22 protein-coding genes, 1 tRNA gene and 1 pseudogene are annotated in these 21,309 nt (G+C 70.2%); 12 read left to right on the forward strand and 12 right to left on the reverse strand.

All coding sequences use genetic code 11. From position 1 onward, the window contains the following. Positions 1 to 200: 200 nt before the first annotated feature. Positions 201 to 584: a histone-like nucleoid-structuring protein Lsr2 gene (locus ABD156_RS40620; RefSeq protein WP_344286368.1), complete on the reverse strand. Its 384-nt coding sequence runs from the start codon at positions 582 to 584 to the stop codon at positions 201 to 203. A 702-nt stretch (positions 585 to 1,286) separates the two neighbouring features. On the opposite strand from ABD156_RS40620, the gene ABD156_RS40625 reads away from it, so the two are divergent. Continuing rightward, entirely contained in the window at positions 1,287 to 1,478 is a 192-nt protein-coding gene (locus ABD156_RS40625; RefSeq protein WP_344286369.1) for a DUF2795 domain-containing protein, read from the forward strand. Positions 1,479 to 1,483: 5 nt separating this feature from the next. On the opposite strand, the gene ABD156_RS40630 is transcribed toward ABD156_RS40625, so the two are convergent. The 8 genes from ABD156_RS40630 to selD all read right to left on the reverse strand — a co-directional run bounded on the left by ABD156_RS40630 (position 1,484) and on the right by selD (position 6,685). Then, entirely contained in the window at positions 1,484 to 3,265 is a 1,782-nt protein-coding gene (locus ABD156_RS40630; protein WP_344286370.1) for a complex I subunit 5 family protein, read from the reverse strand. A 2-nt stretch (positions 3,266 to 3,267) separates the two neighbouring features. Next, positions 3,268 to 3,621 (reverse strand): NADH-quinone oxidoreductase subunit K, encoded by a 354-nt coding sequence (locus ABD156_RS40635; protein WP_009080047.1) that lies wholly within the window; start codon positions 3,619 to 3,621, stop codon positions 3,268 to 3,270. Further along, the gene (locus ABD156_RS40640) at positions 3,618 to 4,331 is read right to left on the reverse strand and encodes an MnhB domain-containing protein (protein ID WP_344286371.1); all 714 of its coding nucleotides are present in this window, start codon (positions 4,329 to 4,331) and stop codon (positions 3,618 to 3,620) included. The genes ABD156_RS40635 and ABD156_RS40640 overlap by 4 nt, the downstream gene beginning before the upstream one ends. Then, complete coding sequence (locus ABD156_RS40645; RefSeq protein ID WP_037810690.1) at positions 4,328 to 4,564, reverse strand: Na(+)/H(+) antiporter subunit B; 237 nt, start codon at positions 4,562 to 4,564, stop codon at positions 4,328 to 4,330. Before ABD156_RS40645 ends, ABD156_RS40640 begins: the two co-directional genes overlap by 4 nt. Then, on the reverse strand, positions 4,561 to 4,860 hold the full coding sequence (locus ABD156_RS40650; RefSeq protein WP_344286372.1) for a cation:proton antiporter: 300 nt from the start codon (positions 4,858 to 4,860) through the stop codon (positions 4,561 to 4,563). Before ABD156_RS40650 ends, ABD156_RS40645 begins: the two co-directional genes overlap by 4 nt. Then, complete coding sequence (locus tag ABD156_RS40655; protein ID WP_037356679.1) at positions 4,857 to 5,108, reverse strand: monovalent cation/H+ antiporter complex subunit F; 252 nt, start codon at positions 5,106 to 5,108, stop codon at positions 4,857 to 4,859. Before ABD156_RS40655 ends, ABD156_RS40650 begins: the two co-directional genes overlap by 4 nt. Then, the gene (locus ABD156_RS40660) at positions 5,105 to 5,560 is read right to left on the reverse strand and encodes a hypothetical protein (RefSeq protein ID WP_344286373.1); all 456 of its coding nucleotides are present in this window, start codon (positions 5,558 to 5,560) and stop codon (positions 5,105 to 5,107) included. Before ABD156_RS40660 ends, ABD156_RS40655 begins: the two co-directional genes overlap by 4 nt. A 132-nt stretch (positions 5,561 to 5,692) precedes the next feature. Then, entirely contained in the window at positions 5,693 to 6,685 is a 993-nt protein-coding gene (gene selD, locus ABD156_RS40665; RefSeq protein WP_344286374.1) for a selenide, water dikinase SelD, read from the reverse strand. Between the two features lie 54 nt (positions 6,686 to 6,739). Between selD and ABD156_RS40670 the strand changes: the two genes are divergently transcribed. The 6 genes from ABD156_RS40670 (at position 6,740) to nrfD (ending at position 14,825) form a co-directional block, all read left to right on the forward strand. After that, a tRNA-Sec gene (locus tag ABD156_RS40670) sits at positions 6,740 to 6,834 on the forward strand. Continuing rightward, complete coding sequence (selA, locus tag ABD156_RS40675) at positions 6,834 to 8,117, forward strand: L-seryl-tRNA(Sec) selenium transferase (RefSeq protein WP_344286375.1); 1,284 nt, start codon at positions 6,834 to 6,836, stop codon at positions 8,115 to 8,117. The genes ABD156_RS40670 and selA overlap by 1 nt, the downstream gene beginning before the upstream one ends. Beyond that, the gene (gene selB / locus ABD156_RS40680) at positions 8,108 to 9,862 is read left to right on the forward strand and encodes a selenocysteine-specific translation elongation factor (RefSeq protein WP_344286376.1); all 1,755 of its coding nucleotides are present in this window, start codon (positions 8,108 to 8,110) and stop codon (positions 9,860 to 9,862) included. Before selA ends, selB begins: the two co-directional genes overlap by 10 nt. A 4-nt stretch (positions 9,863 to 9,866) precedes the next feature. Next, a complete protein-coding gene (gene fdh, locus ABD156_RS40685) occupies positions 9,867 to 13,079 on the forward strand; it encodes a formate dehydrogenase (RefSeq protein WP_344286377.1) in 3,213 nt (1,070 codons plus the stop codon). Next, positions 13,072 to 13,902 carry a 4Fe-4S dicluster domain-containing protein gene (locus tag ABD156_RS40690; protein WP_344286378.1) on the forward strand — a complete coding sequence of 277 codons (831 nt, stop codon included), beginning with the start codon at positions 13,072 to 13,074 and terminating at the stop codon, positions 13,900 to 13,902. The genes fdh and ABD156_RS40690 overlap by 8 nt, the downstream gene beginning before the upstream one ends. Next, the gene (nrfD, locus tag ABD156_RS40695; protein WP_344286379.1) at positions 13,899 to 14,825 is read left to right on the forward strand and encodes an NrfD/PsrC family molybdoenzyme membrane anchor subunit; all 927 of its coding nucleotides are present in this window, start codon (positions 13,899 to 13,901) and stop codon (positions 14,823 to 14,825) included. Before ABD156_RS40690 ends, nrfD begins: the two co-directional genes overlap by 4 nt. Here nrfD and ABD156_RS40700 read toward each other — a convergent pair. Beyond that, positions 14,822 to 15,445 carry a diguanylate cyclase/phosphodiesterase gene (locus tag ABD156_RS40700; protein ID WP_344286380.1) on the reverse strand — a complete coding sequence of 208 codons (624 nt, stop codon included), beginning with the start codon at positions 15,443 to 15,445 and terminating at the stop codon, positions 14,822 to 14,824. The genes nrfD and ABD156_RS40700 overlap by 4 nt on opposite strands. Further along, positions 15,442 to 16,293: pseudogene (locus tag ABD156_RS40705) on the reverse strand (zinc-binding dehydrogenase); the annotation flags it as partial. The pseudogene ABD156_RS40705 and the gene ABD156_RS40700, both read right to left, overlap by 4 nt. Positions 16,294 to 16,313: 20 nt before the next feature. Here ABD156_RS40705 and ABD156_RS40710 point away from each other — a divergent pair. The 5 genes from ABD156_RS40710 to ABD156_RS40730 all read left to right on the forward strand — a co-directional run bounded on the left by ABD156_RS40710 (position 16,314) and on the right by ABD156_RS40730 (position 20,468). Beyond that, on the forward strand, positions 16,314 to 16,913 hold the full coding sequence (locus ABD156_RS40710; protein ID WP_344286381.1) for a malic enzyme-like NAD(P)-binding protein: 600 nt from the start codon (positions 16,314 to 16,316) through the stop codon (positions 16,911 to 16,913). An 18-nt stretch (positions 16,914 to 16,931) separates the two neighbouring features. Further along, complete coding sequence (locus tag ABD156_RS40715; RefSeq protein WP_344286382.1) at positions 16,932 to 18,389, forward strand: CYTH and CHAD domain-containing protein; 1,458 nt, start codon at positions 16,932 to 16,934, stop codon at positions 18,387 to 18,389. Between the two features lie 108 nt (positions 18,390 to 18,497). Next, a complete protein-coding gene (locus ABD156_RS40720; RefSeq protein ID WP_344286383.1) occupies positions 18,498 to 18,992 on the forward strand; it encodes a hypothetical protein in 495 nt (164 codons plus the stop codon). Positions 18,993 to 19,013: 21 nt separating this feature from the next. Beyond that, positions 19,014 to 19,448, forward strand: a complete 435-nt coding sequence (locus tag ABD156_RS40725; RefSeq protein ID WP_344286384.1) for a DUF6292 family protein — start codon at positions 19,014 to 19,016, stop codon at positions 19,446 to 19,448. Positions 19,449 to 19,667: 219 nt separating this feature from the next. Continuing rightward, complete coding sequence (locus ABD156_RS40730; RefSeq protein WP_344286385.1) at positions 19,668 to 20,468, forward strand: SigB/SigF/SigG family RNA polymerase sigma factor; 801 nt, start codon at positions 19,668 to 19,670, stop codon at positions 20,466 to 20,468. 25 nt (positions 20,469 to 20,493) lie between these two features. Here ABD156_RS40730 and ABD156_RS40735 read toward each other — a convergent pair whose 3' ends face one another. Beyond that, a complete protein-coding gene (locus ABD156_RS40735; protein WP_344286386.1) occupies positions 20,494 to 21,273 on the reverse strand; it encodes a helix-turn-helix domain-containing protein in 780 nt (259 codons plus the stop codon). Positions 21,274 to 21,309: the final 36 nt, after the last annotated feature.

Raw genomic sequence — 21,309 nt, forward strand, 5'->3', positions numbered from 1 at the left:
CCGACGCGATCCCGCGGGCTGGAGACATTCGTCTGAGGCCGGGCGGGGGGGCGAGAGCTAGAACTCCTGCGTTCCGGTGTGCCTGGCGGTGGTCGCGCGGGAAAGTCGCCGGGGGGCGGGGGGCGAAACTCCGGCGGGGGAGTGGACGCCTCGTTCGGCTTTTCCGGAATGATCTCCGTCGAACCGCCGAGGGGGCGGGCTTATTTGCCGGCGCGCTTTTTCGTGGTGCGCTTGCGGGGTTTCGCCTCCGGCTTCTGGCTTTCCTCGTAGGCGGCGATCACCTCGCGCGGGATGCGGCCGCGTTCGGCGATGGCCCAGTTGTTGTCCAGGGCCCACGTGCGGATCGCCTTCGAGCGTTCGCGTTCCTCGGCCGTCGGCGCGGCCGTGGCCCGCACGGTCGTTTTGCGTCCGCCGGTCCGGCGGGCGGACGCGATGAACGTCGCCAGTTCCTGGCGCAGGGTGGCGGCGTTCTCGTCGGACAGGTCGATTTCGTACTGGACGCCGTCGAGTCCGAAGGGGACGGTCTGCCCGGCTTCGGACCCGTCGAGGTCGTCGATCATCTCGACGAGGACTTTCTGTGCCATTGCGGTGACTCCTCCTGGAAACGGGACGCGGTCACCGCAGACCATAACAGGAGTCCACTGTGGCTGGTCGGCGGCAATAATGTAACGTCGGCCGCGCGGGGCGAATTGGCCACGCGAGAGGAACGGCGGTCGGGAAGTTTTCCGCTCCGGCGGCGGATCGGCCGACGTCGCGAAGGCGTGTTCCATCCGGTCGCGTTTAGTCCGGAGGTTCTGCGGAGTTTCGACCGGGGCGCACCGCGACCTGCTCCGTGAGGTGAAGTCCGTATTCGGCGAGTCCGCGGTATTTCTCCGGGTTGTTGGTGATGAGGCGCACTCGCGGACGCCGAGAGACATCAGATCGACGGCGGCGTCGGTGTGATCGACCGACACAGCCGCGGCCGTTCTTCAGGCGGTCACTGCGGTCCGTAAACGACGACCGCGTTGCCCCAAGGATCGCGGGCCACCGCTCGTACTGCCGCACAACGGTTCCGCCGCCCGCGACCAGTGTGGACAGTGCGGCGTAACGGTCTCCGTCGACGAATTTCGCCGGCAGGCCGAAGGTCTCGGCGTAGCACCGCACGGCTGAGCTGACATCGGCGACCGGGTGCAGCACGTTCCCGATCTTGGCCGGCTTCGGGGATTCGTTCAGCAGCCGCGCGTAACCCCGCATTGATGCCGGGCCGGGCGGGTATGCGGGGGGAAGGACCCGAGGAAGGGAGCGCCATGTCTGACGTCCGTGAGTATCTGACGGAAGTCGAGTACCCGTGCGAACGCGAAGAGCTTCTCCGCCGGGCGGCCGCGAAGGGCGCCGGTGACGACGTCATCGGGCATCTCGGCAAGTTGCCCGAGCAGCGGTACGACAACGTGGAAGCGGTGCACCGGCTGCTCGGCGACGACACCGACCGGCATGGGTGACGTGTTCAGAGCCAGACCAGTCCGGCGAGGACGGCGACGCCCGCGAGCAGCCAAGCCACGTAGTCGCCGACCTGGCCGGAATGCGCGCGGTGCAGGACGGTCAGGGCTTCGTGCACTGGTTTCGGGGTCCGATGTCGCGACCACAGCGCGAAGGCCGCGGCGCCGAGGGCGAGCACGGCGGTCACCGCCGCGGACAGCAAGCCGGGGCCGGTCCAGGACAGCTCGGACGTCGTTGTCGGAGGGGGCGTCGGCAGCGTCGGCAGGACGTCGTGCAGGTAGCCCGCGCGGTCGACAGCTTGCGCCCCGGCCGCGGCCGCGACGTCGCGGATCCACGGGCCGATTCCGGCGGCCAATGCGAAACCGAGCAGGACGACGATGGCGGCGAGCATCGGTATCGGGGTGCGCCGGATCGGCTGGCCGGTCTCGGGTTCCTCGCCGGAACCGGTGGTCGTGTCTGCGGAATCGTCGGCGGGCGGCCTGCCTAGTCCGAAGTAGACCCGCAGCCCGGCCCGCAGCACCGCTGCGGCGGTGACCGCGGAAATCACCGCGAACACGATCATGAGCCAGCCCGGTCCGGCATGCTCGGCGGCGTCTTTGCCCAGCGCCAGGCCGAAGGGCGGCAGTCCGGCGAGCGCGGCCGCGGCGATCAGGAACAGCACCGCTTCCGTCCGTGAATGCGTTGCGCGGCCGAAGAGATCGTCCTCGTCGACGCTGCCGTAACGGTCCTTCAGCACCCCGGTCAGGAGGAAGAGCGCACCTTTGGCTCCGGCGTGCCCGAGCACCGAGAGGACGAACGCGGCCGTCGCCTCGCCGCCGGTCGCGGCGAGTCCGCACAGGAACAGTCCAATGTGGGCGATGGTCGAGTAGGCCAGCAGGCGTTTGAGGTGCCGCTGGGTGAAGCAGAGCACCGCGCCGAGCACGGCGCTGGCGATCCCGGCGGCGAGGAAGATCCGGCTGACGGTCGCGTCGTCGAGCACCGAGCCGAAGACCGTGGTGCGGACGCGGAGCACGCCGTAGAGGCCGAGTTCGACCATGACGCCGGAGAACAGCACGCACACCGGCGTCGGAGCGACGGCGTGCGCGTCGGCGAGCCAGAAGTGGAACGGCACGGTCGCGGCTTTGACCAGCAGTCCGGTGCACACCAGGACGAACGCGGCGATGACGAGTGCGTCCGCCGGGCGTCCGTCGAGTGCGACTCCCAGCTGGGCGAGGCCGAGCTGGCCGCCCCGCGCGTAGAGCAGGCCGATGCCCATCAGCGTGAAATACGCGCCGAGGGAGTTGACGACGCCGAAGTTCAGCGCGCCCTGTACGGAGTCCGCCTCTTCGATCCGGTACCCGGTGAGGGCGTAGGCGACGCCGCTCATCAGCTCGAAGAACACGAACAGCGTGAACAGGTCGCCGGTGAAGAGGAAGCCGAGCATTCCGGTCAGGAAGAGCAGCATCATCGCGTGGTAGCGGGCCTCGACGGCTTCGAAGTAATGCCAGCTGTAGAGCAGCGCGCAGACCGTCAGGAACGCTGCGAGCGCGGCGAAGGTCGTGTTGAGCCCGTCCGCAACGAGCACGATGCCGACCGAGCGGGTGCCTTCCGGACTCTGTCCGCCGAGCCAGGTGACCACTCGGTCGTGGTGCGCCGCGGTCAGCAGGACCACGCACAGTGCGCAGACCGCCGCCGCGGTCACGGTGGCCGTCACGTCGACCACGACGCGGGGGAGTTTGCCGCCGAGACCGAGCAGCAGGCAGGCGGCCAGCAGCGGGACGGCGATGGCGAGTGCGGGCAGGGTCGTCATGGTCAGCCGCGCAGCGCACGCAGTTCGTCGGGGTCGACCGTGCCGTGGCGGCGCGAGATCTGCAGCGTCAGGGCGAGCAGGAGCGCGGTGATGGTCGCCGAGACGACGATGTCGGTGAGCGTCATGGCCTGCACCATCGGATCGACTACCGGCTGCGACTGTCCCTGGGACACGATCGGGGCGGCGGCCTGGTCTTGGTAGCCGATCGCCAGCAGCAGGACGTAGGTGCCGGATTGCGCGACCGACAGCGACACCACGGTGTGCACGAGGTGCCGGCTGCGCATGATCCCGGCGCAGCCGAGCAGCAACAGCCAGGCCGCCACTCCGTAGCAGGCCGCCGACACGACGCCGGTCACTGTTCCGCCAGCCCGTGCACGAAGAACCGCGACAGCAGGACGACGAACCCGGCGGCGACCTCGATGCCGATCAGGACGCTCAGCACCAGAACGGTCCCGGACGAGAGCAGCGAGCCGAATTGACCGAGTGGCAGCACGTTCGAGAGGAAGGAGCCGCCGACGGCCAGTCCCATCAGGCCGGTGACGACATACAGGCCGGTGGCCGCCGCTTCGGCGTATTCGCACCAGTCGATCGGGCGCAGCCGGGCGAGCGCGCGGTAGCTGCCGGACAGGTAGAGCAGGTGCCAGCCGGTCGCGAGGACGACGCCGCCCTGGAACCCGCCGCCCGGCGTCAGGTGTCCGTGCAGGACGATGTCGATGCCCAGCAGCACCGAGACCGGCAGCAGCAGGAACCCGGCGAGCTTCACCGCGGGCAGGACATAGCCGTGGCTGTCCGGTTTCGGCTCGTTTTCGGGCGGCTGCAGCAGCGCGAGCGTGCCGACGACCGCGGCGGCGACGATCGTTTCCTCGCCGAGGGTGTCGAGCGCGCGGAGGTCGAAGTTGATCGAGGACACCAGATTCGGCGTGGCCTCTCGGAAACCCCAGGGCAGCACCAGATCCCGGTAGACGTGACTGGCGGTCCCGGCGGCAGGCATCCGGGTGAGCGCGGCGGCGAACAGCGCGGCGACTCCGATCAGGCCGGCGGTGCCGACGACGTCGCGGGTCCTCATCGCTTGCCCGTCTTGCGCAGGGTCAGCAGGACGAGCAGCGGGACGATGGCCGCGCCGACGGCGAGCTCGGACAACGCGACGTCCGGGGCCTGGAACACGACGAAAAGCACAGTCAGGCACAGGGAAAACACCGTGAGCGTGATCGCCTGCCGTTTCGGGTCGTGCGTCGCGACGACGGCGAAACCGGCCACCGCGACCAGCGCGAGCGCGACGAGCAGGACGGCGGCCGTCATGCGGGGAGATCCTCGTCGATCTCGCCGCGGCGGCGGGCTTCGAGCCGGGCGGTGGCCGACTGCAGGATCGGGCTGGTGACCGCCAGCAGCACGACCGTCGCGAGGATCGCGCCCGAGCCGAGCTGGACGCCGTTGACCAGGACGAGCCCGACGCCGATCAGCGGCGCGCCGAGCGTGGTCGCGGGGGAGAGGAGGTGCAGGCGGGTCAGCAAATCCTTGGCACGCAGCAAGCCTGCCGCGGAGGCGAGGACGACGAACACTCCGGCGAAGACGAGAATCTCGGCGGCGAGGGTCATCGGGTCCCCAGGAGTCGCGCGAAGACGAGCGTCCCGGCGAAGGCGAGGACGGTCAGCGTCAGCGGAAGGATGACGGCGCTGGACGGGCCGTACGCCTGAACGAGCAGCAGGAGCGTCAGGACGGTGACGGTGCCGGCGAACTGCATTCCGGCCAGCCGTTCGATCGCGGTGCCCCGGGCGGCGAGCCACAACGCGGTGCCGAGACCGCCCGCCATCAGGAGCAGGGCGGCGAGGAGAAGCCAGGTCATCGCGTCACCTGATCGAGGGTCGGACTGTCGGGGAGCAGCCGGTGGACGACGGCGCGGGTGTCGTCTGGCGGGCTCGCGACGACCATCGCGCCGGGCGTGCAGCCGACGATCACCGTCGCGGTGGCGAGCCGTGCTTCGTGCTCCGGTCTCGGTGCGGTGGGGACGGTGATTTTCTCGAGCTTTCCGGCGGCGGGGCGTTGGAAAACCGCGCGCAAGGCAGCGACGGATTCGCTGACGGCGGCTTTGGGGAGTGGCCTCAGCCAGGCCAGCCAGCCGAGCTTGGGATGCCACGAACCGCGCATCGCTCGGCGTGCGGAACGGGCGGCGATCGCGCAGACCGCGGCGGCGCTGGCCCCGGCGATGAGTTCCGGGGCCGACGGGGTGGACAGGGTGAGGGTCCACAGCCCGGTCAGGACGAGCCACCACAGCGGAATCTCGGTCGCAGCGCGCATATCTCACCTCGGGCACGGGCTACCCACTTCGGAGACCGGCCAACCCGCAGCGGTCGGACTCGGGTTGCGGCCAGCGGGTCGTGAGGGGAACCCTCACGGACTCAGAGTCCCTCAGGGTTCCCCTCACGGACCTCAGCCGACCACGATGGTGTGGTCGGTGCGGGAGACGAGTTCGCCGATGACTGGGTAGCCCGGCAGTTCGCCTGCGACCAGCAGTCCGCCGGAGGTTTGCGCGTCGGCGAGCAGCAGGGCTTCGTCCTCGGAGATCCGCGACAGGTCGGTGTGCGGCCGGACCCAGTCGAGGTTGCGGCGGGTCCCGCCGCTGACGTAGCCGTCGCGCAGCGCTTCCCGGGCACCCTCGAGATACGGGACCGCCGCCGGGTCCAGTCGCGCGGTGACGCCGCTCGCCCGGGCCAGTTTGTGCAGGTGGCCGAGCAGCCCGAACCCCGTGACGTCGGTCGCGCACACCGCGCCTGCCTCCAGCGCGGCGGCCGACGCGGCGCGGTTCAGCGTGGTCATCGCGGCGATCGCCTCCTCGGAGCGTTCGCCGGTGGCCTTGTGCCGCGAGTTCAGCACGCCGATCCCCAACGGCTTGGTGAGCGTCAGCGGCGTGCCCGGCTTGCCCGAATCGTTGCGCAGCAAGCGTTCCGGGTCCGCGGTGCCAGTGACCGCGAGGCCGTACTTGGGTTCCGGGTCGTCGACGCTGTGCCCGCCTGACAGATGGCATCCGGCTTCGGCGCAGACGTCCAGGCCGCCGCGCAGCACCTCCGCGGCCAGTTCGAACGGCAGCACTTCCCGTGGCCAGCCGAGGAGATTGACCGCGACCACCGGGACGCCGCCCATCGCATAGACGTCGGACAGCGCGTTCGCGGCGGCGATGCGGCCCCAGTCGTACGGATCGTCGACGACCGGGGTGAAAAAGTCCGTGGTCGCGATCAGCGCGACGTTGCCGGCGATGCGGACGGCCGCCGCGTCGTCGCCGTCGTCGAGGCCGACCAGCAGCTCGCCGGGCGGGTCTGAAGGTGCGGCTCCGGACAGGCCGCGGACGATGGATTCCAGCTCTCCGGGCGGGATTTTGCACGCGCAGCCGCCGCCGTGGGCGTACTGGGTCAGCCGGACGCTCATGCTGTTCATGATGCGGGGGCGCGACGGTCTTGGCAGGATGGCGGAATGCCCCAGGGAGGCGTATCCGGCCTGGTGACCGGCGCGGTCTTCAACACCGTTGAGCGGCAGGTCCTGCCGCTGGCGGGTTCGATTCCCGTCCGCCTCCGCCATGGGTGACCCGCGCCGGGCGATCCCGCGCACCGACGCCGTGCTCGGCGAGCCGAGGATCGCGAAAGCCGCCGGAACCCTCGGCCGTGACCTGGTGAAATCGCTGGTCGCGGCGGCACAGCAGCGGGCCCGGGCGGGCGAGATCGAGCCTGGCGAGGTCGTCGCGGAGGTGGTGGCCCGGCTGCCCGCGACGGTGTCGTCGCTGCGTCCGGTGCTCAACGCGACCGGCGTTCTCGTGCACACCAACCTCGGCCGCGCGCCGCTGTCCGCCGCTGCGCTGGACGCGATCGTCGCGGCGGGCGGGGCCACCGACGTCGAGTTCGCGCTCGAAACCGGGGAGCGGGCGAAACGCGGGCGCGGAACTCTGGCCGCGCTGGCGGAGGCGGTGCCGCGCGCGGAGGCGGTGCACGTGGTCAACAACAACGCGGCGGCCTTGCTGCTGTGCGCCCTGACGTTGGCTCCGGGCAAGGAAATCGTGGTCAGCCGCGGCGAGCTGGTCGAAATCGGCGACGGGTTCCGCATTCCGGATCTGCTTGCCTCGACCGGTGCCCGGCTGCGCGAAATCGGCACCACCAACCGGACTTCGGCGGACGATTACGCGACGGCCATCGGTCCGGACACCGGATTCGTGCTCAAAATCCATCCCTCGAACTACCGCGTCACCGGGTTCACCTCGGCGGCGAGCGTCGCCGAACTGGCCGGGCTCGGCGTGCCGGTGGTCGCCGACGTGGGGTCCGGGCTGCTCGCGCCGCATCCGCTGCTGCCGGACGAACCGGACGTCACGACCGCGCTGGCCGACGGTGCGAACGTCGTCACCGCGAGCGGCGACAAGCTCCTCGGCGGTCCGCAAGCGGGCTTGCTCTTCGGAGATGCCGAACTCCTGCAACGGCTCCGGCGGCATCCGGCGGCACGGGCACTGCGGGTCGACAAGCTGACTCTCGCCGCGCTCGAAGCGACCCTGCGCGGGCCGGAACCACCGGTGCGGGCGGCACTTCTCGCGGAGAACCTCCACCAGCGCGCCGAGGCTTTGGCTGCGTCGCTGCGTTCGGCGGGCGTGGACGCCGAGGCGGTGGACTCGACGGCGGTCGTCGGCGGGGGTGGCGCGCCGGGCGTCGAGCTGCCCAGTGCGGCGGTCGCATTGCCCGCCCGGTATGCGGAGGCATTGCGGCTGGGCGAGCCGGCCGTCGTCGGCCGGATCGTGCGGGACCGGTGCCTGCTCGACCTCAGGACGGTTTCCCCGGCGGACGACGCGGCGGTGCGGGAGGCGGTCTCCCGATGCGGGTGATCGCCACCGCCGGGCACGTCGACCACGGGAAATCCACCCTGATCCGCCGCCTCACCGGCATGGAGCCCGACCGGTGGGCCGAGGAACGCCGCCGCGGCCTGACGCTCGACCTCGGCTTCGCCTGGACCCGGCTGGCCGGCGAGGAACTCGCCTTCGTGGACGTTCCCGGGCACCAGCGGTTCGTGCCGAACATGCTGGCGGGCGTCGGCCCGGTTCCGGCCGCGCTGTTCGTCGTGGCCGCGGACGAGGGATGGATGCCGCAATCGGCGGAACACCTGGCGGCGCTGGACGCGTTCGGCGTCGAACACGGCCTGGTGGCGGTCACCAAATCCGACCGCGCCGACCCGGCCGCGGCGACCGCGGCGGCGCTCGAGGAGATCGCGGCGACGGCGCTCGGCGCAGTGCCCGCGGTCAGCGTCAGCGGAACGACCGGTGCGGGGCTGGAAGAACTAAAAGCTCAGCTCGCTAAGCTGGCCAGCCGGTTGCCGCCGCCGGACGTGGAAGCGGACGTCCGGCTCTGGATCGACCGCGCGTTCACGATCAAGGGCGCGGGCACGGTGGTCACCGGAACCCTCGGCGGCGGAACCCTGCAGGTCGGCGACGAGCTGACGCTGGGAAAGAACCGGGTCCAGATCCGCAGCCTGCAGACGCTCGGCGAACCGCGGGAAAGCGTGTCCGCGGTGGCTCGGGTCGCGGTGAATTTGCGTGGCGTAGCAAGGGATTCCGTCGGTCGGGGCGATGTTCTGCTGACCCCGGGAGCGTGGCGTCCGGCGACGGAAGTCGATGTCCGGCTGCGCGGCACGCCGTCCGGCGAGCTGCATCGGAACCTCGTGCTGCACTTCGGATCCGCGGCGGTGCCGACGAGGGTGCGCCCGCTCGGGCCGGACACCGCCCGGTTGCTGCTCGCGCACCCGCTGCCGCTCCGGACCGGCGACCGGGGGCTGCTGCGCGACCCGGGGGAGCACCGGATCCCGGCCGGGTTCGACGTCGTGGATGTCCGGCCGCCGTCGCTCGCGCGTCGCGGTGCCGCGCGAGCCCGGGGCGAAGAGTTGACCGCAGTGGAACCGGGCTGGGATTACCTCCGCCGCGAGGGTTTCGTGCGCCACGAGGACTTCCGCGCGCTGGGGCTGCCGGAGGCAGGCGAGCGGCTCGGCGGTTGGCACGCCGACCCGGCTCGTCTCAGCCGTTCGCGAGCGGAAGTCGCCGAAGTGGTCGCGGCCTGGAGCCGAGAACATCCGCTGGCGGCGGGGATCCCGGTCGAGGCGCTCCGGCAGCGGCTCGACCTGCCGGACGCGGAACTCGTCCCAGCGGTCCTCAGCGACGGGCTGGTCCTCAAGGACGGTCTCGTCCGCCAACCCGGCGCCGGGCTGACCGCTGAAGTGGACAACGCCGTCAAAGTCCTCGAAGCGCGCTTCGCCGAGCACCCGTTCCGCGCACCGGAAGCGGACGAACTGCGAAAACTCGGTCTGGGCAAACGGGAATTGGCCGCCGCCGCCCGTGTCGGCCGGTTGCGGGCGATCGCCGACGGAGTGGTGCTGGCGCCGGACGCGCCGGAGCGCGCGGTGGAAGTCCTGGCCGCGCTCGGCGAGCCGTTCACCGTGTCGCGGGCGAGACAGGCGCTGGACAGCACCCGCCGGGTGATGATCCCGCTGCTGGAGCACCTCGACGCCGCCGGGCTCACCGAACCGCTCGGCGACGGGACCCGCCGGACGTGCTGCGAGCGCCCGGAGAACGGATTACCGTGACAGCGTGGGCATGCGGCAGTGGATCGAAGGCTGGCCGGTGTACCGGCAGCTGGCCGGTCCCGACCGCACCGCGCGCGCCGCGGCGGCCAAATCCCGCGGTTCGGAGAGCTGGCACGCCCGCACCGAGGACGCCGACAAGGTAGTCCGGTCCGTCTGTCCGTATTGCGCGGTCGGCTGCGGGCAGAAGGTGTACGTCAAGGACGGCGCGGTCACCCAGATCGAGGGCGACCCGGATTCGCCGATCTCCCGGGGCAGGCTGTGCCCGAAGGGGTCGGCCAGCAAGCAGCTCGTGACCAGTCCGAGCCGCGTCACCGAAGTCCTCTACCGGCGGCCGTACGGCGCCGACTGGGAGCGGCTGTCCCTCGACCAGGCGATGGACATGATCGCCGACCGTGTGCTGAAGACGCGCGCCGAAACGTGGCAGGACGCCGACGACCAGGGCCGCAGGCTCAACCGCACGCTCGGCTTCGCGAGCCTCGGCGGCGCGACGCTGGACAACGAAGAGAACTACCTGATGAAGAAGCTGTACACCGCGCTCGGCGCGATACAGATCGAAAATCAGGCCCGTATTTGACACTCCGCCACGGTTCCCGGTCTGGGGACCTCCTTCGGTCGTGGCGGCGCCACGACGTTTCAGCAGGACCTCGCCAACGCCGACTGCATCGTCATCCAGGGCTCGAACATGGCCGAATGCCATCCGGTCGGGTTCCAGTGGGTGATGGAGGCGAAGGCCCGCGGCGCGAAGATCATCCACGTCGACCCGCGGTTCACCCGCACGAGCGCGGTCGCGCACGTGCACGCGTCGGTGCGGGCCGGTTCGGACATCGCGTTCCTCGGCGGGCTGATCAACTACGTCCTGCAGCACGACCTGGACTTCCGCGAGTACGTGGTGGCCTACACGAACGCCGCCGCGATCCTGACCGAGGAGTTCGCCGACACCGAGGACCTCGACGGCCTGTTCTCCGGCTTCGACCCGGAAAACCGGCAGTACGACAACTCGACCTGGGCGTACGAGGACGCTGACGCCAGCCCGGCGGCCGGCGCCCGCGACCCGGACCAGCCAGGTGGACACCACGGAGGCGAGAAACATCAGAGTTCCGCGCGCGCCGAGTCCTACGGCAGCGGCGGCGCGGCGATTGAAACCAAGCCCAAGACCGACGAGACGCTGCAGCATCCGAGGTGTGTTTTCCAAGTCCTCAAACGGCATTTCGCCCGCTACACGCCCGAGGCGGTCGCCGACGTCTGCGGCCTGCCGGTCGAGCAGTTCACCGAAATCGCCGAGGCGATCACCGCGAACTCCGGCCGCGACCGCACCACGGCCTGGGTGTACTCGGTCGGCTGGACGCACCACACGGTCGGCGCGCAGTACATCCGCACCGCCTCGATCCTGCAGACGCTGCTGGGCAACATCGGCCGTCCCGGCGGCGGCATCCTCGCGCTGCGCGGGCACGCCAGCATCCAGGGCTCGACCGACATCCCGACGCTGTTCAACCTGCTGCCCGGCTACATCCCGATGCCGCACGCGCACCAGCACCTCGACCTCGACAGTTTCGTCGAGGCCGACGCGGGCAAGACCGGATTCTGGGGCAACATGCGCTCTTACACGGTGAGCCTGCTCAAGGCGTACTGGGGCGAGAACGCCCAGCCGCACAACGACTTCGGCTTCGACTACCTGCCGCGGCTGACCGGCGACCACGGGACGTACGCGACCGTCCAGAAGCAGATCGCGGGGGAGTGCAAGGGCTACTTCCTGGTCGGCGAGAACCCGGCGGTCGGCTCGGCCAACGGGAAGTTCCAGCGGCTCGGGCTGGCCAATCTCGACTGGCTGGTGGTCCGCGACCTGCAGCTGATCGAAAGCGCGACGTTCTGGAAGAACGGACCGGAGATCGAGACCGGCGAACTCAAGTCCGAGGAGATCGGCACCGAGGTCTTCTTCCTGCCCGCCGCCGCGCACACCGAAAAGGACGGCAGCTTCACCAACACCCAGCGCCTGCTGCAATGGCACCACAAGGCGGTCGAACCGCCCGGCGACGCCCGCAGCGACCTGTGGTTCTACTACCACCTGGGCAGGCTGCTCCGGGAACGCATCGGCGGCGACGCGCGTGACGCCCCGCTGCGCGACCTGGCCTGGAGCTATCCGACCGAAGGGCCGACGGCCGAGCCGAGCGCGGAGTCCGTCCTCGCGGAGATCAACGGCCACGGCCCGGAAGGCCCGCTGTCGGCGTATACCCAGCTCAAGGACGACGGTTCGACGTCGTGCGGCTGCTGGATCTACTGCGGCGTCCGCGCCGACGGCCACAACCACGCCGCGAACCGGCAGCCCGGCTCCGAACAGGACTGGATCGCGAACGGCTGGGCCTGGGCGTGGCCGGCCAATCGGCGGATCCTGTACAACCGCGCCTCGGCGGATCCGGACGGGAAACCTTGGAGCGAACGCAAAAAGCTGATCCACTGGGACGCTTCGGCGGCCAAGTGGACCGGCCCGGACGTCCCGGACTTCGAACCCGGCAAGGCACCCGACTACGAACCGCCGGAAGGGGCGCGGGCCCAGGACGCGCTGAGCGGCCGCGACCCATTCATCATGCAGACCGACGGCAAAGCCTGGCTGTACGTCCCCGCCGGGCTGGCCGACGGCCCGCTGCCCACGCACTACGAGCCCTTCGAAAGCCCGGTCGACAACGCGCTGTACGGCCAGCAGTCCTCGCCAGTGCGGCAGACGCTGGACAGCCCGCTCAACCAGTACAACCCGGCGCGCAGCGAGGTCTATCCGTACGTGTTCACCACCTACCGGCTCACCGAGCATCACACGGCGGGCGGGATGAGCCGGACGCTGCCGTACCTGTCCGAGCTGCAGCCGGAATTCTTCTGCGAGGTTTCACCCGCGCTGGCGGCCGAACGCGGCCTGGAACACCTCGGCTGGGCGACAATCGTCTCGGCGCGGACGGCGATCGAGGCCCGCGTGCTGGTCACCGACCGCGTCAAACCGCTCAAGGTGCGCGGCCGCACCGTCCATCAGGTCGGGCTGCCGTACCACTGGGGCCCGAACGGGCTGTCGCGCGGCGACGCGGCGAACGACCTGCTGTCGATCGTGCTGGATCCGAACGTGCACATCCAGGAGGCCAAAGCGGCCACCTGCGACATCCGTCCCGGACGGCGGCCGCGCGGGCCGGCGCTGCTGGATTTCGTGGCGGAGTACCGGAGGCGAGCCCATGGCTGAATACGGTGCCCTGCCCCGGATGGGGTTCTTCACCGACACGTCGGTGTGCATCGGGTGCAAGGCGTGCGAGGTCGCGTGCAAGGAGTGGAACGGCGTCCCGGAGGCCGAAAGCGCGCCGGACCTGCTCGGGCTGTCGTACGACAACACCGGCGACCTCGGCTCGAACACCTGGCGGCACGTGGCGTTCATCGAACAGCCCGCGGTGGATCTCGGAATGCCGACGGTCGGGGCGCCGGAGCAGCAGCCGGAAGAGCCGGGCGTGCGCTGGCTGATGTCCAGCGACGTCTGCAAGCACTGCACGCACGCGGCGTGCCTCGACGTGTGTCCGACCGGGGCGCTGTTCCGCACCGAGTTCGACACGGTGGTGGTGCAGCAGGACATCTGCAACGGTTGTGGCTATTGCGTTCCCGCGTGTCCGTACGGGGTGATCGAGAAACGCGAGAGCGACGGCCGCGCGTTCAAGTGCACGCTTTGTTACGACCGGCTCGGCGCCGGGATGGAACCCGCGTGCGCCAAGGCCTGCCCGACCGACTCCATCCAGTTCGGCGAACTGGACGAACTCCGCGAACGCGCCGCCGCGCGAGTGACGGCGCTGCATGAGGACGGCGTGCCGGAAGCGCGGCTGTACGGGCACGATCCCGAGGACGGAGTCGGCGGCGACGGCGCGTTTTTCCTGCTGCTGGACGAACCCGAGGTCTACGGCTTCCCGCCGGACCCGGTCGTGACGACGCGTGATCTGCCGCAGATGTGGAAACGCGCCGCGACCACGGCGGCCGGAGTGGCCGCCGCACTGGTCGTGTCGTTCCTGGGGCGGCGGCGATGAGCCCGCGGCGCGAACGGGCGATGGTCGAGCCCGCCGAATTCCGTTCCTACTACGGCAGGCCGATCCTCAAGGAGCCCGCCTGGAAGCAGCCGGACGTCCCGCTGTATCTGTTTCTCGGCGGCGCGGCCGGTGCGTCGGCGTCGATGGCCGCGCTCGCCGATGCGACCGGCCGTCCGGAGTTGGCCAAAGCCGGTCGCCTCGCGGCTTCTGGCGGGTCAATTGCCAGTGTCGTCGCACTGATCCACGACCTCGGCAAACCCACGCGGTTCCTGAACATGCTGCGCGTGCTCAAGCCGACTTCGCCGCTGTCGGTGGGGTCGTGGATCCTGTCGCCGTTCTCCGGCCTCGCCGCGGCTGCCGCTTTCACCGCGCTGACCGGGTGTTTCCCGCGACTCGGCCGGTTGGCCGGAGCCGGGGCGGGCGTGCTGGGGCCGGCGATGTGCACGTACACCGCGGTGCTGCTGGCCGACACGGCGACGCCGTCGTGGCACGAAGCGCACGGGACACTGCCGGTGCTGTTCGCGGGGAGCGCGGTGACCAGCGGGGCCGGGATCGCGCTGATTTCGGTGCCGCGGAAGGAGAACGGTCCGGTAGTGCGGGCCGGGATCGCCGGGGCCGTCGCGGAGCTGGCTGCTGAGCATCACTTGGAGACCGGTCTGGGGTTGGCTTCGGAGCCGTACCGGACCGGCCGGGCTGGGCGGTTGTTGAAGGCGGCCAAGGTGCTTACGGCGGCAGGCGCGACGTTGTCGTTGGCTGCTCGCAAGAACCGCGCGGCGGGAGTTGTCGCGGGGGCGGCTTACCTGGCGTCCGGGTTGTGTACGCGGTTCGGGGTCTATGCGGCTGGGGTCGAGTCCACAAAGGACCCGAAGTACGTCGTTGTTCCGCAGCGGGAACGGCTTGCGGCGAAGCGTTCGGGCCGTTAACGAGCGGCCCGAACGCACCGCCACAGCTCTTCGCCGTACGGCACCGCGATCAACCCCGCGATCGCCGCCCCGATCCCAGCGAGATAGCCGCGCGGCAGCTGACGCCGTTTGAGCTGCAGCCGCCAAGCGCTGCGCCGGTCGTCGGCGTGCAGCAGCTCCCGGACGTCCTTCCAGTGCAGGCAAGCGATCGCGGCGGTGCCCATGAACGGTAGTGATTCCAGGAAACTGTGGATGTGCTGTTCGATCGGCTTCACCTCGCGGTCGCTGTCCACCGCCGTCTTGACGTCCCACAGCGCCGTCGCTTCGTGCGCGGCGATCGTGGCGGCCATGATCGTCAGCACGAGCGGGTTGATCTCGCACAGCAGCGCGAGCGTGATCGGCAGCCCGACCTCGGCCATCATCAGCAGGTGGATCAGCGATTCCCGCACCCCGGCGGTGTCCTCGATCCGGGTGCGGCGGTGCTGCCACCAATCGAGCAGCCCGGGCACGAACCACGCTGGGAGGATGCCGTAGAGCAGGTACCGCAGCGTGGCGGTTTCCGCGTCGGACGCGCGCTCCGGGATGCGCAGCCGTGACCGGCTCACGACAGCCTTCCGCAGCGTTTTCAGCGGAGTTTTCATGCCGCGGGCTCCAGCAGCACCTTCTGGGCGCCGTCCAGCTTCTTCTGGAACATCTCGTACGCCCGCGGCGCGTCGGCGAGCGGGAGTTTGTGCGTCGCGAAGCCTTCCACGCCAAGGGGATCGCCGTCCGCGGTGAGCACCGGCAGGATGTCGTCGATCCACCGGCGGACGTTCGCCTGCCCGCTGTGCAGCCGGATCTGCTTGTCGAACAGGTCCATCATCGGGATCGGGTCGGCCATCCCGCCGTACACCCCGGACAGCGAGATCGTGCCGCCGCGCCGGACGCTGTCGATGGCCGCGTACAGCACGCTCAGCCGGTCGATTCCGGCCTTCTCGGTCACCTTGGCGCCCACCGCCTGCGGCAGCAGCGCGACCAGGTTGTGCGCGAGTTTCCCCAGCGGCGCGCCGTGCGCCTCCATGCCGACCGCGTCGATCACCGAATCCGCGCCGCGGCCCCCGGTGAGGTCGCGGATCGCGTCGCCGATCCGCCGGTGGTCGCGCAGATCCAGCGTCGTCGCCCCGTGCGTGCGGGCCCGCGCCAGCCGTTCCGGCACGAGATCGACGCCGATCACCTCGCCCGCGCCCTGGTGCAGCGCGACCCGCGCGGCCATCTGGCCGATCGGGCCGAGCCCGAAGACGACGACGGAACCGCCGTCGGGAATGTCCGCGTACGCCACGGCTTGCCACGCCGTCGGGACCACATCGGACAGATAGACGAACCGTTCGTCCGGCGGGCCGTCGGGCACCTTGATCGGCCCGTACTGCGCTTGCGGCACGCGGAGGTACTCGGCCTGCCCGCCGGGCACCTGGCCGTAGAGCTTCGTGTAGCCGAGCAGCGCCGCGCCCTTGCACGCCGGGGGACACGTCGGTGGTGATCTCCGGTGCGGGGGCGGCCGGGTCCGCCGTCGCCCGGCTCCTGCTGAAGGCGGACTTCAGCGCGGAACGAATCGTGGTCTGCGACAGCGAGGGCACGCTGCATGGCGAACGCGATCTGACCGGCGAGAAGCAGTGGCTCGCGGAGAACACCAACCGCGGCGACGCGGTCCGCGGAAGCCTTCAGGACGCCTTGCACGACGCGGACGTCTTCATCGGCGTGAGCGTTGGCGGTCTGCTCAAGGGCGACGACCTCGCCCGGATGGCCGACCGGGCGATCGTGTTCGCGCTGGCCAACCCGGACCCGGAGGTCGACCCGGACGTCGCGCACGAGCACGCGGAGATCGTCGCGACCGGCCGCAGCGACCTGCCCAACCAGATCAACAACGTCCTCGTGTTCCCGGGGATGTTCCGCGGGCTGCTCGACTCCGGGGCCCCGAGGGTGACCGCGCGGATGCTGCTCGCGGCCTCGCACGCGCTGGCCGCGACAGTCGGCGACGACCTCGACCGCGAGCACATCGTGCCCAGCGTCTTCGACGAGGGACTGGTGCCCGCAATCGCCGAGGGCGTCGCCGGTGCGGCCGAAAACGACTGAACCCAACCAGGAGCGGGAATGAAAAGCGTTGTGTCCGAACGCAAGTACGAGCTGAGCTTGAAAGCCCGGGTGCCGCAGCTGGCGGGGAAGGGGATCACGCAGGAAGCTCCCGCCGAGCACAAGCTGGCGGCCGATTACTACGACACCAAGGACTTCCAGCTGGCCAGAGCGGGAATCGCGCTGCGAAGAAGCAGCGGAACCGGGTGGTGCCTGAGATTGCCCTTCTCCGCGGGCACCGGCCAGGAGCTGCGGTTTCCCCTCGGCGAGGACGCCAAGGTACCCGCTCCGGTCGCGACGCTGGTCCGCGCGTTCACACTGGACCGGAAGCTGCGTCCGGTCGCGCAGGTGCGGACTGACCGGTTCACCCACCGCCTGACCGACGCGTCCGGCCGCACGCTGGCGACGCTGGCCGACGACCACGTCACCGCTGAAGTCCTTGGCGGACAGGAGCTTCGGCTGGATCGTTGGCGTGAGCTGGACGTCGAACTCGCCCCAGAATCCGCTCCCGAGCTTCTCGCCCGGCTTGATCGCAGCCTGCGCAAGCGCGGGGCCGAGAGCGCTTGGTGGCCGTCGAAACTGCAGCGGTTGCTCGGAGACGGCACCGCGGATGCGCGCGGCTCGCGTGAGGCCTTGCCCGCGTATCTGCGCGAGCATTTCGAGCGGTTGCGTCGCGCTGACTTGGGTTTTCGGGTCGGCGCGGACGATTCGGTGCACCAGTTGCGGGTGGCCGCGCGGAAGCTGCGGAGCGCCCTCCAGACGTTCAAACCCTTGGTGGGCAAGAAGAAGGCCGTCGCGGTCGCGGAGGAGCTGAAGTGGCTGGGAGGCGAACTCGCTCCCGCGCGCGACGCCGAGGTCAGCCAAGCCCGCCTCGAATCCTGTCTCGACGACGTCCCCTCGGAGCTGGTTTTCGGGCCGCTGCGGCAGTACCTGACTCGCGACTACGCCCGCACCTCGCAAACGGAGCTGGCCCGCGCGGCGGAAGCGTTGTCCAGCACCCGATACGTGACCCTGTTGCGGTCGATCGCCACACTGCTCGACCAGACGCCGCCCGTGCGCAAGAAGAGGTTGCGTAAACCCATGCGTAAGACCGCGCGCAAGCTGTATCGGGCCACCGCTGCGACCGAGGGACTCAGCGGCGCCGAGCTGGAGAAGGCCCTGCACAACGTCCGGAAGAAGGCCAAGCGCGCTCGTTACGCCGCCGATGCCGTCCGGCCGGTGTTCGGCAAGAAGCTGCGCGCCTGGCGCAAGAACGTCAAGGCCGTGCAACAGACGCTCGGCAAGCATCAGGACAGCGTGGTGGACCGCGAAGCGTTGCGGCACTTCGCGATCGACGGCTTCAGCGAGAACCAGAACACGTTCACCTTCGGGCTCCTCTACGGTCGCGACGAAGCCGCGGCGAGCGGATTGCGGGACAGGTTCGCCGACGAGTGGCGCACGCTGCGGAAGGGCAAGCGTCCGGCCTGGCTGAAGGTCTGAACTCTGTCCATTGAGGACAGTGGAAGCGAAAGTTCCCGCCGCCACTAGGTCTGCAACCGCTGCCGGATCCCGGTTTCGCCGTGCCCGGATCGGGGAACCCTGCTGGAAATGGGATCACAACTGACCGCGACGTGGGTATCGGCGATCGGAAGCGCGGGCTCGCTGCTGGGGTTCGCCTCGTATGTATGGATCATGCTGCTCAACCGGAAGGACCAGGCGGAAATCCGGCAGGAGCAGCAGGCGCAGTCGGTCTCCGCGTGGCTCGACGAAGGTGCCCGGCACGATCGTGAAGAGGATTACGTCGTGTGCGCGCACAACAGCGGCGACGCACCGGTTTTCGACTGTTCGCTGGAGGTCAGCCGCCCGGACGAGGACGAGCCGCACCGGGCGCGGTTCGCGATCATCCCGCCCGGCGCTACCGCCGTCCGCGCGCTGCCCTTCGGCGAGGACGCCATGCCGGTGGACGACCTGTACTCGGCGGCCGCCGTGCCCGGCCTGTCCTTCACCGATTCCCGCGGCGGCCACTGGACCCGGGACACCGCGGGCGTGCTCAGCCGCACCGACCACCGGTCGCCGCGCGGGCGCTGGCGGTCCGGAAGCTGATCGTTCTCGAGAAAGGCACCCGTGACCGCGACACCGCACGTCCCGCCCAGCAACCCGCACGCCGTCGTCGCCGCACTGCGCGACTATCTGGCCGAGGTCACGCGGGCGCTCGGTGTCGGCCTGGAATCCCGCACCGTCGACCAAGGCCCGCCGCTCTCGGCGTACGTCGCTCTCGACGATTACCTCCCGGGTTACCCCGGCCGCGACGCCGCGCTGCTGTGGGACGAGGCCCGCGGCTGGTCGGCCGCGGTCGAAACCCATTCCGGCGAAGACCTCATCGTCATCCGCTATCTCGGCGGCTCCTGCGTCGCGCCGCCGCCCTCACAGCTCATCCGGTTCGTCACCGCATTGCGCGAGGACGACCACCGCATCGGGCAGCTCGCGCCGCCGGCCTTTCGTTCCGTCGGCAGTTCCGCGGAACTCAATACTCTGCTGCGCCTGCGCGAGACGACTTGAGCCCCCATTCGGGTGGCCGCCCGGTTGACCTCGCCGCCGGGCGGGTATCTCCCGGCCATGGAGTTCCGGCTGCCCGGCGACCCGGGCGGGTGCGCTGACCGCCGCCCGCTCGCCTTGCGACGCCGGGCACTGTCCACTAAGGATGATTAGCGTCGGCAACGCGATGCGCACCATGGCACTACACGAGTCACGTTCCCTTCGGCAGCCAGGAGGATCTACATGACCGCGGCGACCATGAACCGCACCCGGCGCAGCGACGACTACCGGCACTGCGCCGTGCTGTTCGAAGAGATCAGCCATCTCGCCGAGGACACCGGCGAGCACGCTCGGCTGCGGCGCCGCCTCATCGAGGAACACCTGCCGCTGGCCGAGCACATCGCCCGGCGGTTCGCGCGGCGCGGGCAGCCGTCCGAAGACCTCCTGCAGGTGGCGCGCATCGGCCTGATCAACGCCGTCGACCGCTACGACCCGGCGCGGCAGACCGATTTCGTCGCGTTCGCCGTGCCGACGGTGATGGGCGAGGTCCGCCGGTACTTCCGCGACCACACCTGGTCGGTCCGGGTCCCGCGGCGGCTCAAGGAACTCCACCTGCGGATCGGCCAAACCGCCACGGAGCTGGGCCAGCGCCTCGGCCGCGCGCCCACCGCGCGCGAGCTCGCCGACCACCTCGGCCTCGACCTGGACGAGGTCGCGGAAGCCCTGCACGCCGGAAACGCCTACCAGGCCGCGTCGATCGACTACCCGGCCCACGACGACACCGGCTCGATCGCGCTGGCCGACACCCTCGGCGAAAACGATCCCGAAATCGAGAAGCTCGAAGACCGGGAAATGCTCAAGCCGCTGTTGCGGAGCCTGCCGGAGCGGGAACGCGCGATCGTCGTCATGCGGTTCTTCTCGAACATGACGCAAAGCCAGATCGCCGACCGGGTGGAGTTGTCGCAGATGCAGGTTTCGCGGTTGCTGGCCCGGACGTTGAGCACCCTTCGGGAGCAGCTCACCGAGGCGGCTGAGCAGGCCTAGTCAACTGGATTCCGGCGCAGGGTGGCTACCCTGTGACGTATTCGGTAGGCGTGCACCCGGTCAGACTGCGGAAATCGCGGTTGAGGTGGGATTGATCGGCGTAACCGCACCGGATTGCCAGCTCTGCCCACGACCGGGCCGACGGGAGCAGGGACACCGCGCGGTGGAGGCGGGCGATCCGGCCGACGGTCCGGGGCGAGAGGCCGATCTGCTCGCGGAAGCGGACGGTCAAGTGCTGCCGGGTCCAGCCGATCTCGGCGGCCACGGCGTCGACCCGGGCCGGGCCGGCGGTCAGCCGGTGCCAGGCGGCCCGCACTGGGCGGGGCAGAGCCGGGCCGGAAAGTATGCGGGGGAGCAGGAAGTCGTCGAGCAGGGCGAAGCGCGCGGTCCAGCCGGGTGTGGACGCGAGCTGTTCGGTCAGCAGATCGGCGTCGCGGCCGAGCAAGTCGGTGGCGGAGACGCTCGCGTTCGCCAGCAGCCGCAGCGGCAGGCCGAACAACGCGTGTGCGGCGGGCGGGGTCAGCGCGACGGTGATTCCTCGCGCGGGTCCGGCTTGGGAGACGAGCAGGGGGCGGTCTCGCAAGCCCAGGACCGGTGACAGCGGCAGCGATCGGGCGGGTGCCGCGAAGTCGAGGATCATGGTGATCGCGCCCAACGGCGTTATCCGCCAAGGCATTGCGGCGGAACTCGGGAACTCGTGGCCCGCGTAGTCCAGGACGCCCGGGACTCGCGGACTCCCGAAGACATGCCGTCCCCGCGAGGTCGTAATGTCCCGATGCGGGACGACGAGCGACCACTCTGCCATGTCGCCATCTGAAGATCGGCCGATTCAAGAATCCCG

The organism is Amycolatopsis albidoflavus (genome assembly GCF_039525725.1).
GTDB lineage: Bacteria > Actinomycetota > Actinomycetes > Mycobacteriales > Pseudonocardiaceae > Amycolatopsis > Amycolatopsis albidoflava.

Excerpts from the sequence above, each read along its gene's own strand:
- ABD156_RS40620 (WP_344286368.1), bottom strand. The coding sequence starts at position 584 with ATGGCACAGAAAGTCCTCGTCGAGATGATCGACGACCTCGACGGGTCC.
- ABD156_RS40625 (WP_344286369.1), top strand. The coding sequence starts at position 1,287 with ATGTCTGACGTCCGTGAGTATCTGACGGAAGTCGAGTACCCGTGCGAA.
- ABD156_RS40630 (WP_344286370.1), bottom strand. The coding sequence starts at position 3,265 with ATGACGACCCTGCCCGCACTCGCCATCGCCGTCCCGCTGCTGGCCGCC.
- ABD156_RS40640 (WP_344286371.1), bottom strand. The coding sequence starts at position 4,331 with ATGAGGACCCGCGACGTCGTCGGCACCGCCGGCCTGATCGGAGTCGCC.
- ABD156_RS40645 (WP_037810690.1), bottom strand. The coding sequence starts at position 4,564 with ATGACGGCCGCCGTCCTGCTCGTCGCGCTCGCGCTGGTCGCGGTGGCC.
- ABD156_RS40650 (WP_344286372.1), bottom strand. The coding sequence starts at position 4,860 with ATGACCCTCGCCGCCGAGATTCTCGTCTTCGCCGGAGTGTTCGTCGTC.
- ABD156_RS40655 (WP_037356679.1), bottom strand. The coding sequence starts at position 5,108 with ATGACCTGGCTTCTCCTCGCCGCCCTGCTCCTGATGGCGGGCGGTCTC.
- ABD156_RS40660 (WP_344286373.1), bottom strand. The coding sequence starts at position 5,560 with ATGCGCGCTGCGACCGAGATTCCGCTGTGGTGGCTCGTCCTGACCGGG.
- selD (WP_344286374.1), bottom strand. The coding sequence starts at position 6,685 with ATGAGCGTCCGGCTGACCCAGTACGCCCACGGCGGCGGCTGCGCGTGC.
- selA (WP_344286375.1), top strand. The coding sequence starts at position 6,834 with ATGGGTGACCCGCGCCGGGCGATCCCGCGCACCGACGCCGTGCTCGGC.
- selB (WP_344286376.1), top strand. The coding sequence starts at position 8,108 with ATGCGGGTGATCGCCACCGCCGGGCACGTCGACCACGGGAAATCCACC.
- ABD156_RS40690 (WP_344286378.1), top strand. The coding sequence starts at position 13,072 with ATGGCTGAATACGGTGCCCTGCCCCGGATGGGGTTCTTCACCGACACG.
- nrfD (WP_344286379.1), top strand. The coding sequence starts at position 13,899 with ATGAGCCCGCGGCGCGAACGGGCGATGGTCGAGCCCGCCGAATTCCGT.
- ABD156_RS40700 (WP_344286380.1), bottom strand. The coding sequence starts at position 15,445 with ATGAAAACTCCGCTGAAAACGCTGCGGAAGGCTGTCGTGAGCCGGTCA.
- ABD156_RS40715 (WP_344286382.1), top strand. The coding sequence starts at position 16,932 with ATGAAAAGCGTTGTGTCCGAACGCAAGTACGAGCTGAGCTTGAAAGCC.
- ABD156_RS40720 (WP_344286383.1), top strand. The coding sequence starts at position 18,498 with ATGGGATCACAACTGACCGCGACGTGGGTATCGGCGATCGGAAGCGCG.
- ABD156_RS40730 (WP_344286385.1), top strand. The coding sequence starts at position 19,668 with ATGACCGCGGCGACCATGAACCGCACCCGGCGCAGCGACGACTACCGG.
- ABD156_RS40735 (WP_344286386.1), bottom strand. The coding sequence starts at position 21,273 with ATGGCAGAGTGGTCGCTCGTCGTCCCGCATCGGGACATTACGACCTCG.